We start from the raw sequence: 16,496 nt of genomic DNA on the forward strand, positions 1-16,496 counted from the left end.
TTAGGCAATGCCATATCTATAAAGCCAGCTATGAGTTTTTTTAGCTGGCTTTTTTGTGAGTGACAGTATTGCAGACTGTCTCAAGCGACTGGTTAATGATGCCATTGCTATGTTTTACTGATAATATACAGCTTTAGAGATTATCAAATACCTTACAGGATTCATTTATGAAAAAACTTTTGGCTTCGACAGTTATGTTGGCTACTTTTGCGCTAGCAGGCTGCACCACGACAGGTGCTACAAATAACGGCACAGGCACAGCAATCGGTACCGCAAATGAAATTGGCATGAATGTCTTCAGAGCTGCGATCGACAACCAATGCCGTAGCCAAATTGAAAAACAAACCGCTTGGCGTGTTGCAAGCGTCGCCATGACGGAAGCGCAGCAAGAGTCTGTCAAAAGTAACGTTTGTGGTTGCGTGAGTGAGCAAGCGCCGCAGCAAGTGACTATCGTTGAACTGGGCAACGCCGCTATCGACTCACAGTATCGTACCCAACTGGTCACTAGAGTTGTCGCAAAATCTCTACAAAGCTGCTATGCCAGTTTTGTCAAATAAGCCGTAACCTATATAACGATATGCATCACTCTATCGTTACACGTCAAAGCAAGCGAATAAAAAAGGTGCGTTGTTTATAACGCACCTTTTTTATTCGCTTGCTTTTTTACCATACCTTTTTTTACCATACTTTCAGTCTAGTTCAGCTCAGCAGCCTAGAACTTATTGGAGTCCGATGGATTCTGTGACAAAGCAGCGGTAAAAGGCAATAACTGGCCACGGCGGAAATACTTAGAAGAGCCGTCGATGATTTTATCCACTTCCTTAACCAAATCACTGATAACGTCGTCATAGATACCGTGGTATAGCTCTTTTTCGAATGCAGTAAACGGATGCTTACGCGATGCTGAACCGACCTCAGTCACGCCTTCTTTACTATAAAAAATATCTACTCGACCATCACTATTCAATACACAGTTCAGTTGACCACCTTCGAGCTCCATCTCTACGCGCTCAGGCATAAAAATATAATCATCTACGTTGATGAGCTTTTTTTCTACTTCTCTCTTAAAAAACGACTTGATATCAAACATAAGTACATCCCTAACTTTATAATTATCAGATACGTGAGCATGCCTAACTTTATAGTTATTGCACAGCATTTATATAAATGCTTAGTGGGTCATGCTTTACACAAGTATTTTATAAGATATAGAGCGGTTTTTTAAGGTGCGATATGTAAAACTGCGTTTGATGTTGGTAAGAAGGCAGGTTGGCTTTATATTCAATATAGAGGTAACAAAAAAAGCGACCAATGAGCAACGTCATTTTTTCTTGTCTTGAATACTAGCTGACTTAATTAAACCAACCTTTCTCACGAAACAACTTGAGCACCTCCACGAATATTGCCATCTCATCAGGCCTGCCCAGTGTTAAGCGATTAAAGCCCGTGATAGACACAAACTCACAATCAACAGCAATACCATGCTCGCGCATTCTGTGGATATAGGTTTTCACATCGTAATCTTTTTAGACGCTCTACTATAGAGTCAACCATGAAAAAAGGTGAAGCACTTCCTAAGCACCTCACCTTTGCTATACCCAACCTATCAGATCAAATGCGCTTTTAGCTCTAGCACCTTATCACGAGTCTTTGCTGCTTCCTCAAACTTCAAGTCACGCGACATTTGCTGCATTTGTTTCTCAAGGCGTTTGATTTCTTTGGCAAGTAAATCCGGACTACGCAAGATATTGATATCCACATCAGGCAAATTGCTCTTGATTGGTATCACTTGATTGTCATTGGCATCGTGGTCATCACCCGTATCAATTTTATCCGTGATACTACGGCGTGCGCCTTTTGGCGTGATGTTATGCTCAAGGTTAAAGGCGATTTGCTTATCACGGCGACGGTCGGTCTCATCTATCGCCTTTTGCATACTTGGTGTAATACGATCAGCATAGAGAATGGCTTTACCGTTCAAGTGACGTGCGGCACGACCAATGGTCTGAATAAGTGAACGCTCAGAGCGCAAGAAGCCTTCTTTATCAGCGTCAAATATCGCCACCAATGAGACCTCAGGCATATCCAAACCTTCACGCAGCAAGTTGATACCGACTAGCACGTCATGCACGCCAGTACGTAGCTCATGAATGATCTCCATGCGTTCTACCGTGTCGATATCCGAATGCAGATAGGCGACCTTGACACCATACTCTTTTAGATAGCTGGTCAAGTCTTCTGACATACGCTTAGTCAATGTGGTAATCAGTACACGCTCGTCTTTTTCACGGCGTTTGGTAATCTCAGACAGCACATCATCGACCTGTGTCAAGACCGGACGTATCTCGATCTCAGGGTCAATCAAACCCGTTGGACGTACGACCTGCTCAACCACCTGCTCGCTGTGTTCCAGCTCATACAACGCTGGCGTGGCACTGACGTAAATGGTTTTGGGTTTGATGCGCTCCCACTCTTCAAACTTCATTGGGCGATTATTCATCGCACTTGGCAGACGAAAGCCATAGTTGACCAAGTTTTCTTTGCGTGATCTATCTCCTTTGTACATCGCGCCAATCTGAGAGACCGTAACGTGTGATTCATCGAGGAACAGTAACGCATCTTCTGGAATATAATCAAACAACGTCGGTGGCGCTTCCCCTGATGGACGACCAGATAGATGCTGTGAGTAGTTTTCGATACCATTACAGTAGCCAAGCTGCTGAATCATCTCAAGATCATACTGGGTACGCTCTTTGAGACGCTGTGCCTCAATCAGCTTATTGTTTTCACGGAAATACTCCAAACGCGGCTCCAGCTCAGCGCGTATGGTTTCACTGGCCGCTTCTAACTTATTGCGCGGCGTTACATAATGCGATTTTGGATAAATGGTAATACGTGGCACGCTGCGTACAGTTTTGCCCGTCAATGGATCAAACCAAGTAATTTTCTCCACTTCATTGTCAAACAAATGCACGCGTACCGCCAACTGCTCCGACTCAGCAGGATAGATGTCTAACAGCTCACCACGCAAACGATAGGTACCACGGCCGAAATCTAACTCATTACGGGTGTACTGCATCTCAACCAAACGCTTAATAGTTGCCGTACGGTCTATCTGATCACCAACAACTACATGTAGCAGCATTTTTAGATAGCTTTCCGGATCACCCAGACCATAAATACACGATACCGATGCAACGATAATCGCATCACGACGCTCAAGTAGTGCACGAGTGGCAGACAGACGCATCTGATCAATGTGATCGTTAATGGCGCTGTCTTTTTCGATAAAGGTATCACTGGCGGCGACATAGGCTTCCGGCTGATAATAGTCATAATAGCTAACGAAGTATTCAACCGCATTGTTCGGGAAAAACGACTTAAACTCACCATATAGCTGAGCAGCAAGCGTCTTGTTGTGTGCCATAATGATGGTTGGGCGCTGACACTCAGAGATGACCTTGGCCATGGTATAAGTCTTACCAGAGCCAGTCACACCTAGCAATAGCTGTTCATCCATCCCAGAATCAATACCTTTGACCAGCTTTTCAATGGCTTGCGGCTGATCGCCTGCTGGCTCAAAATCTGTGACCATCTCAAAGGCACGGCTTGAGATTTGCGTCCCCGATGCATTAACACCACTGATTTCAGCTTCGCCTTGGAGCTGAGTGGCCAATTGGTTTAACTGACGCGATGAGCGCGGTTCAGGCATTCTCATAATGATTTTCTTCTTATTAAAGTTTATAACAATATGGGGTCTGAGCAGCGGTTTTTAAAGGCTTTTTAACGGATAATGACGAGTCTTATCTCATACATATTGCCATATCGCGCTACGCAAAATATAAGTCCGTAAAGATACTATTTATCGATAAATAAACCTGCTGTTGTTATAAAAAACGCACACAGACTTTGATAAATTTACAAAGATTTTCACGGTTAACAAACCCGTTACACGACCACCTAACAAAGCCTAACACTCAGGGGTTCCAACATTGATTTAAGCTGCTATTATCGATCATGAATTAACAAGCAGGTGATTATCAGCCGATTGATAGAGATATTTTTTATATCGTTTATTTTGGATTGATTGTCATCAGATAAGAGTAAAAGACTAATAACAATACATTGAACATTTCATTCAATATAATAATTTTAAATAAATAACGGAGTAAAACATGAGAGAACGTTACGCAAGTGGAATTTCAGACGATACCGCCAAAAAAATGATTGATTTGCTAAATGCTAACCTAGCAAACGTTATTGATCTAACCTTAGATGGCAAACAGTGCCATTGGAACCTACAAGGTACTGGTTTCATCGGTGTACATCAGTTATTAGACGAAACGTCAGATCGTATCCTTGAAGTATCAGATACTATCGCTGAGCGTATTGTGATTTTGGGCGGCCAACCAAACGGCTTAGCAAGTCGTGTGGTAAAAGAGTCTATCTTAGATGATTACCCAACTGATATTACTGAGGTAGATCAGCATGTACGCGAGCTAACTAGCCGCTACAAAAAAGTAGCAGAAGCATTAAGAGAAGCTATCGCTACTGCTGGCGACGCTGGTGATGAAGATACCGCTGACCTATTTACAGAAGCTAGCCGTATCATCGATAAAGATGCTTGGTTCATCGGTGCGAATGCGCCAAAGAAATAAGTATCCGTAAATTAGTGGATTTTTAGATTCATAATTACGAACAGAAAAAGCCGTCATTGTTGACGGCTTTTTTGTGTCTAACACAACGAATGACGTATTGAATCTCTAACAATTTGCTTACTGTCAATGAATCCGTTTACTGTATTTTCTTTTATTGACTGGCTTTATAGATCAAATATCTTCTAATTTCAGAATATCAGCATTTGGCACCGATAATGTCAAGATAGCTTCCTGAAAAACAGCATTATCACGGAACAAGTTTTCAATCTCTTCAAACTTTTGAGCGATATGCTCTTCTTTCTGATTGCCTGCGATATCCACTGCGGCGACCATAAAGATCTTTTTAGGACCAACCCACTCTAAGTGTAGATAGGACACACTATCGATATCTGGATGATTGAGTAATTCGCTCAAGACGTATTCGTGCATACGGTCAGTGACTCTATACCCCACCAAAAAATCACGGTTACGGCTAATCAAAAATATCGCGACCACCCCCAGTAATAAGCCTACAATGATAGAACCAAGCGCATCCCAGTATGCCTCTCCAGTATAGGCATGCATGCCCATAGCGGCGGCGGCAACCACCAAGCCAATAACGGCAGCTAAATCCTCAAAAAACACACCGCGCAAGGTAGGATTAGAGGTATCTACCACATAGCCAAGCGCGCTAATATCGAGCGCCTCACCATGCTTTTTACTTTGTCTATATGCTTGAATCAATGAAAATCCTTCAAGTATAAACGCTACCGCTAAAACGATAAAAGCAATCGTATAATTGGTCTCAGATTCAGTAGCATTCCACTCTTTAATACCCGTATAAATAGACACAATCGAGCCTGCCGTAAATACACCAAAAGCAGCAATCATTGACCAGACGTATGACTCTTTGCCATAGCCTAATGGATGGCTCTTATCAGCAGGTTTAACAGATTTTTTTTCTGCGACAATCAGCAACGTACCATTGCCCGCATCCGCCCATGAATGAGCTGCTTCAGCAATCATGGAAGCAGATCCTGTCATAAAAGCGGCCACTGTTTTTGCAATGGCGATAATGAGATTGGCACCAACGGCAATCAACACCGTAATGAGCGAGCCTGAGTGCTCATCGTTGGTTTCGGGACTTTGGTTAAGGGTATGCTTTAATTCAGGATCATTGAAGGTTGTCAGGTTGCCAGCTCCACGCGCACGATGACTCGGCACTTTAGAAGAAGCTGACGAATGATGTTGGGGATTACCAACGGATGGCTTTAGACTCATACTGAACTCACTGGAATAACACGTTAATAGTGAATATATTCACCATAGAAGAATGGCTTGAAATACCCATTAGCTTAAAGTAAGCGCTTTACAATATCAGTGTCTTTTTAGTGAGTCGTTGCATCAGGTATTGGTTATTAACCAGCTAGCATTTGATAATCAAAATTGCTAGCTTATTTAGCATTATCTTCATCAAACTTGCCATTCATTGTTTCGAGGTCACAACTGGGGCGATGTGAGCTATCTATCCGCAGTTTTTTTCGCTCTTTTGCAGCATCGGCACGGCACTGCTGTAGATTATTTTTTATATCAAGTGGCGGCACAGCGGTTGGCTTACCATTATCATCGATAGCAACCATCGTAAAGTAACAGCTATTGGTGTGGCGGACTTTTCGAGCACGTACGTCTTCTGCTTCGACGCGAATGCCTATCTCCATTGACGTAGTGCCGACATAGTTGACACTAGCCGCAAAGGTAACCAGCTCACCCACATATATTGGCTCACGGAACATGACCTGATCCACCGATAATGTCACCACATAGTTGCCACTATAGCGACTGGCACAAGCGTAAGCGACCTGATCGAGCATCTTGAGCAAGTCACCACCATGTACGTTACCAATGAAGTTTGCCATATCAGGCGTCATCAAAATCGACATGTACAGCTCATGGTTCAATGGGGCTTTTTTGGCAGTCGAGCTGGTATTGTATTGCGGCATAACGTTCCTTAAATGGTTTGACACTTATTTGTTGTGCCTACCATTTATACAGTAGGACACCAAATAGCGCAAACAGCCCTGTGTCTCTAATCGGTCTGGGTTCTGTAAATCAGAGTTATATAGGGCCAGCTTTTATGAAAAAGGGCGATCTTGGTTAGCTTAACCAGTGAAAACGATAAGCCAGCCAAGCGACAATCGCGCTAACCGAACCCGTTAAAACACCGCCCCATACAAAGTCAACGAGCGCTGTATCTAACGTAAAGCCCTTGTATAGTGCCAAGTTAGTAAAGTCATATGTACCGTAAGCCATCAGGCCAATCAGTCCACCGAGTAAGAAAATATGACCCACCGATGCGCCTGCTTTGATTTGTGGATATAGAATCAATATGCAGAGTGCCAAGATATAAAACATATAAAAGATACCAGCGGCCATCATATTTGGTTCATCCGCCAATAGATGACCGATACGCGACTCATAAAAAGCCCCTTTCATGGTCGTTAGCCAAACAGCGTCCACGCCCAAAAAGATGACCACAGCAGCGAGATAAATAAAAACATAACCCATGATAATACCCCTTATAAAATGAATAAAAACGGATAAAACTTATAATGTCAGTCGTGGCTGAATAAAGTCTAAAAATACTAAAATACGCGATGATACCGCGCTGTTTTTGTAATAGACCGCCTGTATGGCTTCGCGATTGTTTGGTGTTACTATCGCCTCAGGCAACACCTCAACCAATCGTCCAGATTTCAAGTCTTCACCAATCATAAAATGTGACAGTAAAGCGATACCTTGATGATTTAAACACAGCTGACGCAAGGTCTCGCCGCTACTGCCAGTCATATGAAAGTTCAGTTTCACTGGTGTTTTTAGTGGCCAGCTATTTAGCTTCGACGCATCGTTAAAGCCAATTAATTTATGAGTGCTCAAGTCATCAATATGAGTTACCTCATTATGCTGATGTAAATATTCAGGACTGACTACTAGCCGCAGCTTACTTTTACCCAATAAACGCGCATGCAAATTTGAGTCTTTTAAATCGCCAATTCTGATGGCCAGATCCGTCTTGTGCTCGAGTAAGTCGATGATGTTGTCATGCGAGGTCAAATCCAGCGTGATATGCGCATACTGCTGCACAAACTCACCAACCAAAGGCGTCAGCTGATGCAATACAAACGGACTCGCAGCGTCAATTCGTAGATGCCCACTCGGCGCTTGTTTTAACAGCTTAAGCGCCTCTTCACCAGTATATAACGTATTTAAACTCTCACGCGCATATCTAATAAAGACATGCCCTTCCTCCGTCAGCTCCAAGCGCCGTGTTGTTCTGTTTAGCAGCGTGCATTGCAGCGTATCTTCGAGTCTGGACACAGCACGAGATACTTTAGCGACTTGCTGATTCAGCACGTTGGCCGCGCCAGTAAAGCTGCCCGTATCCAATACGGTCAAAAATATCTCTATGTCTTCTGTTTTAGCATGTCCCATCATCATGATGACCTTTACAAAATCGACAAAGGTATTTTGTCATTTGTGCTGTTTTTTGCAAACTATAAATCGGTCAAACTACGTGCATCATTTAATTATCAGGATGTCGTTATGCCACTCGCTTTATGGGCGCTTACTCTAAGCGCATTTGCAATTGGGACAACCGAATTTGTCATCGTTGGATTGGTACCAACTATTGCCGCCGATCTGGGCGTGAGCCTGCCTTCAGCAGGGTTGCTCGTCAGCCTATATGCCGTTGGTGTCGCTATCGGTGCCCCTATACTTACCGCACTCACTGGCCGCTGGAATCGTAAAATAGTACTGATGAGCCTAATGGGTTTATTTGTCATCGGCAACTTGCTGGCTTGGCAAGCACCCAGTTATAAAACCTTAATACTTGCCCGTATCTTGACCGGTCTGGCGCATGGCGTATTTTTCTCTATTGGTTCCATGATTGCTACCAGCCTTGTCAGTAAAGAAAAAGAAGCCAGCGCAATTGCCATTATGTTTACCGGACTTACCGTGGCACTCGTCACTGGTGTACCCCTTGGTACATGGATTGGACAGCATTTCGGTTGGCACGCTACGTTTTTAGTCGTCTCAGCACTGGGTTTACTCGCTTTAATCGGTAGCGCCATATTAGTACCAAAAAACCTAAAAAAATCTATCCCTGCAACCTTCAAAGAGCAATTACAAGTCATTGTAAAACCACAATTACTACTGGTTTATCTAATGACTATCCTTGGCTATGGTGGTACGTTTACGGCATTTACTTATCTAGCACCTATCTTAGAGCAGCAAACCAAATTTGCGCCATCAGCCATTGGTCTTATCATGCTCGTATATGGCGTGTCCGTTGCGATCGGTAATATCTGGGGCGGCAAACTTGCAGATAAACGTGGCCCTATTAGTGCGCTTAGCATTATATTTAGCACCTTAAGTGTCATTCTTTTACTGTTCACCTTTACCATGCAATCCAAAATTGCTGCTGTACTCACTATTTTGGCATGGGGTGCTTTCGCCTTTGGTAATGTACCGGGCCTACAAATCTACGTGGTCAAACAAGCTGAAAAGTATACGCCAAACGCCGTCGATGTCGCCTCTGGATTGAACATTGCTGCATTCAATATCGGTATTGCACTAGGCTCAATCATCGGTGGTAGCGTGGTTGAAAATATGTCATTACAAGACACAGCTTGGATCGGTGCTGTCATCTCTTTAATGGCATTAGCGGTGACACGCTATTCCGGTCTGCGTGATAAGCGTGCCCTGAAAACATCCTAGAACTTTTAAATATACAACCTTTCAACGTACAACCTCTCAATATATGGGTCTCAAACTGTTTATGCAGTATGAGACCCTATGAATGTTATGAACAAACCATATCTATATCATCAGACTTATACCGACACGGTGTCTGCCATATCTGCGTCATGAAAGGCCGTCTCATCGTTCGAAACCGTTTCGTTCTTCAAGACTGCACTTGGCAAATCAGAAAAATGTAGCGTGTCGATATTGTTAGGCTTCACCGCAGTGACTTGGACCACACCAATCGTACGCTCCAAGAATCCCCCTTCGCAGTAACAGAAATAAAACTCCCATAGGCGGATAAAGGCATCGTCATAGCCAAGCGCTTGAATCTCTGCACGCTGTGCCATAAACGCAGCACGCCAATCACGCAGCGTGTATGCATAATCAAAGCCATAATCATGTAATTGCTTGACGACCATGTCAGTCTGCTCAGTAAACTGTGTCGTCAGCTCTTGGTTGGAAAGCAAACAGCCACCTGGGAAAATATGCGTTTGGATAAAATCAACCGAGTCGATATAGTCTTGATAATTCTGATCATTAAAAGTGATGGCCTGCAATACCATAAGACCCGTCGGTTTTAGCAAGCTATTGCACTTGGCAAAGAATGTTGGTAAGTACTCATGTCCCACCGCTTCAATCATCTCGATACTGACCAGCTTGTCGTATTGCCCCGTCAACTCGCGGTAATCTTGTTTGAGTAGCGTGATCTTATCAGACAATCCTGCCGCTTCGACTCGTCTCTGCGCCTCATCATACTGAGCATCAGAGATAGTCGTGGTGGTCACATGGCAGCCATAATGAGTAGCTGCATAGATAGCGAATCCGCCCCACCCTGTACCAATTTCAATCACACGATCGTCTGCATCGAGTTGCAGGCGTTGGCAGATTAGCGACAGCTTGTGCTGCTGAGCATCGCTAAGCGTCACATCAGGCGTCGGATATACGGCTGACGAGTACATCATCGTATCGTCCAAAAAACGCTGATACATATCGTTGCCCAAGTCATAATGCGCTAGGATATTAGATTTAGAACCAGATTTATCATTGCTACGTAGCTGATGCTTCGCTTTTTCAAATGCTTTACTAATACCAGCAAAACGATTTTCTAGTTTATTGAGCACTGCTAAATTACGCGCCGCCAAGCGAATCAAGCCCGTCAAATCATCCGTCTCCCACTCGCCATCGATATAACTGTCTGCTAAAGCGATAGAGCCACCCAACAGCAGTTGACGATAGACAGCATTATCATGAATACGCAGTGTGACATGCAGAGGGTGACGACCAACCGCTGAACTACTTGCTGCGCTAGGGGCGACAATACCAAAGCGAGTTGTCTTAGATTCTTGTTTACCAAAGGTCTCAATCAAAGTAAGGCTGCCAAACTGGATATGCTGCAGTGCACGAAATATAAGCTTTCTGGCTAAATGATTCACGCCATCACTCACTGGTTGTAGTACGGCACTTTCGTTAACTACTTTACTCATGCGAGCGGTTAACTTCTCTAATCTTGTCACTGGTGCTCGGTCGGTCGGTCGTACTGACATCGTATGGTTGTCCTTGTTTAGGTTCTTTTATTTTGAAATTGACTATATAAAATGTGTTGCTGGTTTTTGCATTTCTAGATTATCAATCGTTTAAAGCTTCGCTTTTTAAAGAGGCAGGTGTTTTCTGATTACTGTCGGCTAGCTTTTCATCATAATTGACATAAGGCACTTTTTTGATCGCATAGAGCTTAAAGGCTTGCCCATAAATACGCGCTAACGATGTCATGTTCATCAGTGGGTTTTTTCGTAAGCTATTGCGAACAGTAGTTTTTGTCAGCGGCACTCCTGATATCTTTATACCCGTTTTTAGGACGTCACCACGCTCATCACTGATATCAATAGCAATACGAACTTGCAAGCCCGTACTTGATTGCTTATCTGCCGTATCTTGTTGTGTACGTTTTACCGTCACCTGCCAACGGTATAGCTGATCGATAGGATTAAAGGGTGACACATGAAAGTCTTTATCATGACAAAACTCAGTGTTCTCTCCCTCTAACAAAAACCCATAGTAATGACGCTTGTCCCAAGGTGTATTGGAAACTTCAGCCAGTAAGTGCGTAGGCATCTGCTGCTCATCAAACCCTAGGTAAAAATTGACTGGGCTAAAATACATACCTGCATTACGGCAGACAAGTAATCCCACCATATCGCCTTCAGGTGCACTTCCTGCATGTTTAATAAATGCTTGGCTCAGACGCTGCTTTAGCGCTTGATTAGACCGTAAATTGCTATCAATACCTTTATTGTCACTTATGCTCTCATTGTCACTTATGTTCTCATTGTCATTTAGGCTTTCGTTATTACTTAGGCTATTGAAACTCTCTAGATAATCATCAGGGCAGAATCGTTGTAGCGCCTTTGTCTTGGCTGAAAATAGAGGCAACCCTTTTGCTAATAACTTCTTTGGTAATATCTTGCTCAGGTGTGATACGCCTAAAACCTTATGATCCCCCAAAGCTGCCGTGTCTACCTCTGGAATATCCTGTCCTGCGGCCAACGCACTGATATTGATACCCCAGTAACGATACGGATAGACAAATTTATTCACACTAGGAAGCAACCGACTATGCCATGTCGTGCCCTCAAGCAATTGATGCGGTAAAGCAGTATTATCACAAGCTAACTCATGACGTGACATATCATTAGTAGGTTTGGTGGACACGGTCATAGACACTCTCTTCGGTAACGGCACATGATGATAGAACAATTTGCAATATTGCTCGCAAGGCTATTTGGCTTTACGGCGACCAAATAAACCACGTTTTTTGCTTTGGTTACTATCATCAGTCGCACTCTGTAAGCGCTCAGCATACTCAACCAGCTCCTGATTGGTGATCGCAGTGATAATTTGACGCTTCTCAAGTTTGCGCGCCTTTATGTCAGCCTTTATCGGTAAGTCTTTATAACGAAACGGCGTATGTGCGCTATCCGCATTAGGCAAATGAGTAGGATCAACCTCATCTTTTATATCGATGTCATGACCGAGCGCCTGACACACACGTAGACCGCTACGTACACCATCTTCATGAAAGCCATTAAACCAATATGCCCCGCAAAAATGCGTGTGCAAACCAGCGCCAGAGATGCTTGACCATTTGGTTTGCGCCTCAATCATTTTTAGATCGAACACTGGATGGCTATAATCAATGCTTTTGACGATTTGCTTATCATCGACTTCATGGTTAAGCGTCACCAAATAATTGTGCTTCTTGGTCAGGCGCTGCAAGATGTTCATATGATATGTTAGCACCGGTTTTTCAGGTGATTGTGTATTTACGCCAGCTTGCTTCTTGTCTGTCACATTGCCTGAAATTTTTTCATCGATAAGGTAATTCCAACTTGCCCATGCCAGTGGTTTCTTAGGCAAGACGCTCGTATCGGTGTGCAATACAGCCGTATTCTTGGTAAAGCGGAAGTGACTCAGCACCTCAGACTCATCGGTACTGGCATCTTTTAGAATCTTCAGTGCGGTGTCTGCATGACAGGCAAAAATGACTTCATCGAATACAAGGTTCTCGCTACGGTTGTCAGCGTTACCTTTATCCTGCACTGTCAAAGCATTCTTCACCGTCAAAATCACTTGCTCACCATCACGCGTTACAGACTGTACTGGGCTGTTGACTCGCACTTTGCCACCCGCTTTGATAAAGCGTGGAATCAGTTTATTAACGTATTGCTTTGAGCCACCTTTGATCGTAAACCATTGCGGACGATTGACCACATCGAGCAAGCCATGATTGTCAAAGAATTGCGCAAAAAACACCAATGGGAAATCTTGCACTTCATCCAGACTGGTTGACCAAATAGCTGAGACCATCGGTAGCAGATAATTATTGGTAAATAGCTGACCATAGTTTTTTTGTGCTAGATAACCACCGAGTGTCTGCTCAGTAAGTCCGCTAATGTCTTGCCCCGCAGCACGCGCACTATCATAATCTTGACGTAGCTGCTTGATGTGCTTATTAAACTGCAAGACATCTTTGATAAATTGCCAGAACTTCGGATTGAGTACGTTTTTGCGCTGCGATAATAAGGTGTTTAGGGTATGACCATTATATTCAAAATGACGTGCGGTATTTTTGACAGAAAAGCTCATATCTGTCGCCTGAAATGGCACTTGCAGATCGTGGAGCAAACGGAAGAAATTGGGATAAGTACGTTCATTAAAAACAATAAAACCGGTGTCTATGGCGCTGCTCTCTACGTTACTACTCTTTGCTTTTTTGCCGTCCTGTAGTGCCACATCAATGGTGTTTACATGCCCGCCGATATAATCATTGGCCTCAAAGACGGTTACCTCATGTTGCGTACCTAGATAATGCGCGCATGTCAGTCCTGATACACCTGAGCCGATGATAGCGATACGTTTTTGTGCTGCCTGATGGTCAGCATTTTTGGCATCATTGCTATCTGCAGTTTTTTGGTTATTTACACGCTTGAAACGAATAAACGGCATAAAAGCATTCCCTTCTATATTTTTGCTGTTTTTATAGTGGACAATAGGTTTGTTAATAATGATAAATTACTTTTTATTGAGCTTTTCACTGACTTGCTGCCAGACCAAGTCAGGTAGTGTGCCCAATGCTTTCAAAGGCATCGTTAGTTTTTTGGGGAACTCGATAACCTCATGACCGCTTTCTATGCCATCACGGATGGCTTGACTGGCCTGCTTTGGCGTCTGGATAAACGGCATAGGGAAATCATTCTGTTTGGTCATAGGCGTTTCAACAAAACCCGGTACGACCAAGCTCACCGACACATCGTGTGGTGCAAGGCTAATCTGTAGTGTTTTCATCAGATAATGAATCGCAGCTTTTGAGCTACCATAAGCTTCAGCACGGGCAAACGGCACATAAGCAGACGCTGAACCGATACCGACTAAGCGACCTTTAGACGCAATGAGCTTTGGCAATATGCCTTCGATGGCATGAGACAACGTGCCCATATTGACTGACATCACTTTCATAAATACTTCGCTATCAAAGTTTGGCATATCTAAATACTCACACATGCCAGCACCGCAAATCGCCAAATCAACGTTGTCGACCTTTTCAAAAGCTTCAATAACTTTATCCCGATCCATGAGATCCAAATCAATCGTTTCTGCGCCGAGCGACTTGAGCTCAGCCAGCGCGTCATCATCACGCCCAACAGCATAAACCGTGTGACCCTCTAGCAGATAATCCTTGGTCAATTGATTGCCAATACCAGAGGTCGCACCAGTAATGAGAATATGTCGTTTTTTAGTAGCGTCTGTCATCGTAAATATCCTTTTTAAATGTTCTTATAATATGAAAAGCGTATCGCTCAACAAAGAGCTGAATAGATCTGTCTTTAAATTCGGATGCAAGCTTTCATCTGAGCGTATTTGTGCTCTGTTATATGGCTTGTTTTTATTAACCTATACGCCATCTTATTTAACAAACCTAAATAATTATAGTGGTCGGCTATAGGTTTATTGTTGTGACTTCGCAATTGCCACAGCAAAAGCATCTTATCTTTACTGTGGTTTTCATATTACTACAGTGAGTCATGCTGCAAGACAGTCCGCAATGTTTTGTTATCGGGGTAATAAGACAGCGCTATATCAGCATGCTACAATATTAAAATAGCCGCGCAGACATGGATGAGCGTCTCATTTATGATCGAATTGTGGCTATCTTCACGATAAAATGAGGCGATTATCTAAACTGCCTGATATCTTGTCCTGATAGTGATAAAAGCGTTATATAATTAATATTAGATTTTCACCAATCCCACTCCCATATAAAAAAGGATCTCTCATGAGCGAGTTGCAACTGTCTGACCGCGTCAATAGCATCAAACCCTCTCCTACGCTAGCGATTACTAATAAAGCAAAAGAACTAAAAGCCGCTGGCAAAGACATTATCGGTTTGGGCGCAGGCGAGCCTGATTTTGATACCCCTGACCACATCAAAAAAGCTGCAATCGATGCCATTAATGACGGCTTCACCAAATACACCGCTGTTGATGGTACGCCAGAGCTAAAAACCGCCATCATAGAGAAATTCAAGCGTGACAATGACATCAGCTACGAGCCAAACGAAATCCTAGTGTCGGTCGGTGGTAAGCAGTCATTCTTTAACCTAGCCCAAGCATTTATCAACCCTGGCGACGAAGTCATCATCCCAGCACCATACTGGGTGAGCTATCCTGATATGGTTATCATCGCAGAAGGCGTACCAGTTATCGTAAAGTGCCCAGCTGAGCAAGACTTCAAAATTACCGCTGAGCAGCTAGAAGACGCCATCACTGAAAAAACCAAACTGTTGGTATTAAATAGCCCATCTAACCCAACAGGTATGATTTATACACTGGACGAGCTAAAAGCCATCGCTGAAGTATTGAAAAAGCATCCACACGTTTATGTGGCATCAGACGACATGTACGAGCACATTCGCTGGACGGGTGATAAGTTCTACAATATTCTAAATGCCGCGCCTGAGCTAAAAGAGCGTGCCATTATCCTAAACGGTGTGTCTAAAGCCTATGCGATGACAGGCTGGCGTATTGGCTATGCTGGTGGCCCTGCCAAACTCATCGGCGCAATGAAAAAAGTACAGTCACAGTCTACTTCATGCCCAACATCCATCAGTCAAGTGGCTGCGACAGCAGCAATCAGCGGCGATCAGAGCGTACTAGAGCCAATGGTAGCGGCGTTTGAGAAGCGCTGCGACCTAGTTGTTGATGGCCTAAACGCCATCAAAGGTATCACTTGCTTGCGCCCTGATGGTGCTTTTTATGTTTATCCGAATATCGTGCCACTCATCAAAGCCGCTGGCCTATCATCATGTACTGAATTTTCAGAATGGTTGCTAGAAAAAGTCGGTGTCGCAGTCGTACCTGGTGATGCTTTCGGTCTTGGTGGTTATATGCGTATCTCTTACGCGACTGATGAAGCCACATTGAAAGATGCCTTGTCACGTATCGAAAAAGCCGTTGCGGACTTGGACGTTGCTGAGTAAGTCACACAGCATCGTTAGTTTTATAA

At 43.6% G+C, this 16,496-nt stretch carries 15 protein-coding genes; 4 read left to right on the plus strand and 11 right to left on the minus strand.

Annotation, left to right across the window (positions count from 1 at the left end; translation table 11 throughout):
* The first annotated feature begins 167 nt into the window (after positions 1-167).
* Entirely contained in the window at positions 168-557 is a 390-nt protein-coding gene (locus tag ACHUET_RS08875) for a hypothetical protein (protein ID WP_394212239.1), read from the plus strand.
* 155 nt (positions 558-712) lie between these two features.
* Here ACHUET_RS08875 and ACHUET_RS08880 read toward each other — a convergent pair whose 3' ends face one another.
* From ACHUET_RS08880 to uvrB, 3 genes are all read right to left on the minus strand, one after another.
* Positions 713-1,090, minus strand: coding sequence for a hypothetical protein (locus ACHUET_RS08880; protein ID WP_394212241.1), 378 nt, complete (start codon positions 1,088-1,090; stop codon positions 713-715).
* A gap of 262 nt (positions 1,091-1,352) precedes the next feature.
* Complete coding sequence (locus ACHUET_RS08885) at positions 1,353-1,514, minus strand: hypothetical protein (protein ID WP_394212242.1); 162 nt, start codon at positions 1,512-1,514, stop codon at positions 1,353-1,355.
* Between the two features lie 92 nt (positions 1,515-1,606).
* On the minus strand, positions 1,607-3,718 hold the full coding sequence (uvrB, locus tag ACHUET_RS08890) for an excinuclease ABC subunit UvrB (RefSeq protein ID WP_238036877.1): 2,112 nt from the start codon (positions 3,716-3,718) through the stop codon (positions 1,607-1,609).
* 457 nt (positions 3,719-4,175) lie between these two features.
* On the opposite strand from uvrB, the gene dps reads away from it, so the two are divergent.
* Complete coding sequence (gene dps, locus ACHUET_RS08895; RefSeq protein WP_201598413.1) at positions 4,176-4,658, plus strand: DNA starvation/stationary phase protection protein Dps; 483 nt, start codon at positions 4,176-4,178, stop codon at positions 4,656-4,658.
* A gap of 171 nt (positions 4,659-4,829) precedes the next feature.
* Here dps and ACHUET_RS08900 read toward each other — a convergent pair whose 3' ends face one another.
* The 4 genes from ACHUET_RS08900 to ACHUET_RS08915 form a co-directional block, all read right to left on the minus strand.
* Positions 4,830-5,918, minus strand: a complete 1,089-nt coding sequence (locus tag ACHUET_RS08900; RefSeq protein WP_394212245.1) for a cation diffusion facilitator family transporter — start codon at positions 5,916-5,918, stop codon at positions 4,830-4,832.
* A gap of 173 nt (positions 5,919-6,091) precedes the next feature.
* A complete protein-coding gene (locus tag ACHUET_RS08905; RefSeq protein WP_394212247.1) occupies positions 6,092-6,637 on the minus strand; it encodes an acyl-CoA thioesterase in 546 nt (181 codons plus the stop codon).
* Positions 6,638-6,791: 154 nt separating this feature from the next.
* Complete coding sequence (locus tag ACHUET_RS08910; protein WP_071001940.1) at positions 6,792-7,202, minus strand: DUF2177 family protein; 411 nt, start codon at positions 7,200-7,202, stop codon at positions 6,792-6,794.
* Between the two features lie 39 nt (positions 7,203-7,241).
* The gene (locus ACHUET_RS08915; protein ID WP_394212249.1) at positions 7,242-8,132 is read right to left on the minus strand and encodes a LysR family transcriptional regulator; all 891 of its coding nucleotides are present in this window, start codon (positions 8,130-8,132) and stop codon (positions 7,242-7,244) included.
* On the opposite strand from ACHUET_RS08915, the gene ACHUET_RS08920 reads away from it, so the two are divergent.
* The gene (locus ACHUET_RS08920; RefSeq protein WP_463556411.1) at positions 8,118-9,410 is read left to right on the plus strand and encodes an MFS transporter; all 1,293 of its coding nucleotides are present in this window, start codon (positions 8,118-8,120) and stop codon (positions 9,408-9,410) included. The genes ACHUET_RS08915 and ACHUET_RS08920 overlap by 15 nt on opposite strands.
* Positions 9,411-9,526: 116 nt before the next feature.
* Here the strand turns inward: ACHUET_RS08920 and ACHUET_RS08925 are convergent, their stop codons facing one another.
* The 4 genes from ACHUET_RS08925 to ACHUET_RS08940 form a co-directional block, all read right to left on the minus strand.
* Complete coding sequence (locus ACHUET_RS08925) at positions 9,527-10,981, minus strand: class I SAM-dependent methyltransferase (RefSeq protein ID WP_394212251.1); 1,455 nt, start codon at positions 10,979-10,981, stop codon at positions 9,527-9,529.
* A gap of 82 nt (positions 10,982-11,063) precedes the next feature.
* Positions 11,064-12,152, minus strand: a complete 1,089-nt coding sequence (locus ACHUET_RS08930) for a DUF1365 domain-containing protein (RefSeq protein ID WP_394212253.1) — start codon at positions 12,150-12,152, stop codon at positions 11,064-11,066.
* Positions 12,153-12,212: 60 nt separating this feature from the next.
* Positions 12,213-13,940: an NAD(P)/FAD-dependent oxidoreductase gene (locus ACHUET_RS08935; protein ID WP_394212255.1), complete on the minus strand. Its 1,728-nt coding sequence runs from the start codon at positions 13,938-13,940 to the stop codon at positions 12,213-12,215.
* 66 nt (positions 13,941-14,006) lie between these two features.
* Positions 14,007-14,744, minus strand: a complete 738-nt coding sequence (locus tag ACHUET_RS08940) for an SDR family NAD(P)-dependent oxidoreductase (RefSeq protein ID WP_394212257.1) — start codon at positions 14,742-14,744, stop codon at positions 14,007-14,009.
* Positions 14,745-15,267: 523 nt separating this feature from the next.
* Here ACHUET_RS08940 and ACHUET_RS08945 point away from each other — a divergent pair.
* On the plus strand, positions 15,268-16,470 hold the full coding sequence (locus ACHUET_RS08945; RefSeq protein WP_394212259.1) for a pyridoxal phosphate-dependent aminotransferase: 1,203 nt from the start codon (positions 15,268-15,270) through the stop codon (positions 16,468-16,470).
* Positions 16,471-16,496 lie beyond the last annotated feature (26 nt).

The organism is Psychrobacter piscatorii, assembly GCF_043641605.1.
GTDB lineage: Bacteria > Pseudomonadota > Gammaproteobacteria > Pseudomonadales > Moraxellaceae > Psychrobacter > Psychrobacter piscatorii_C.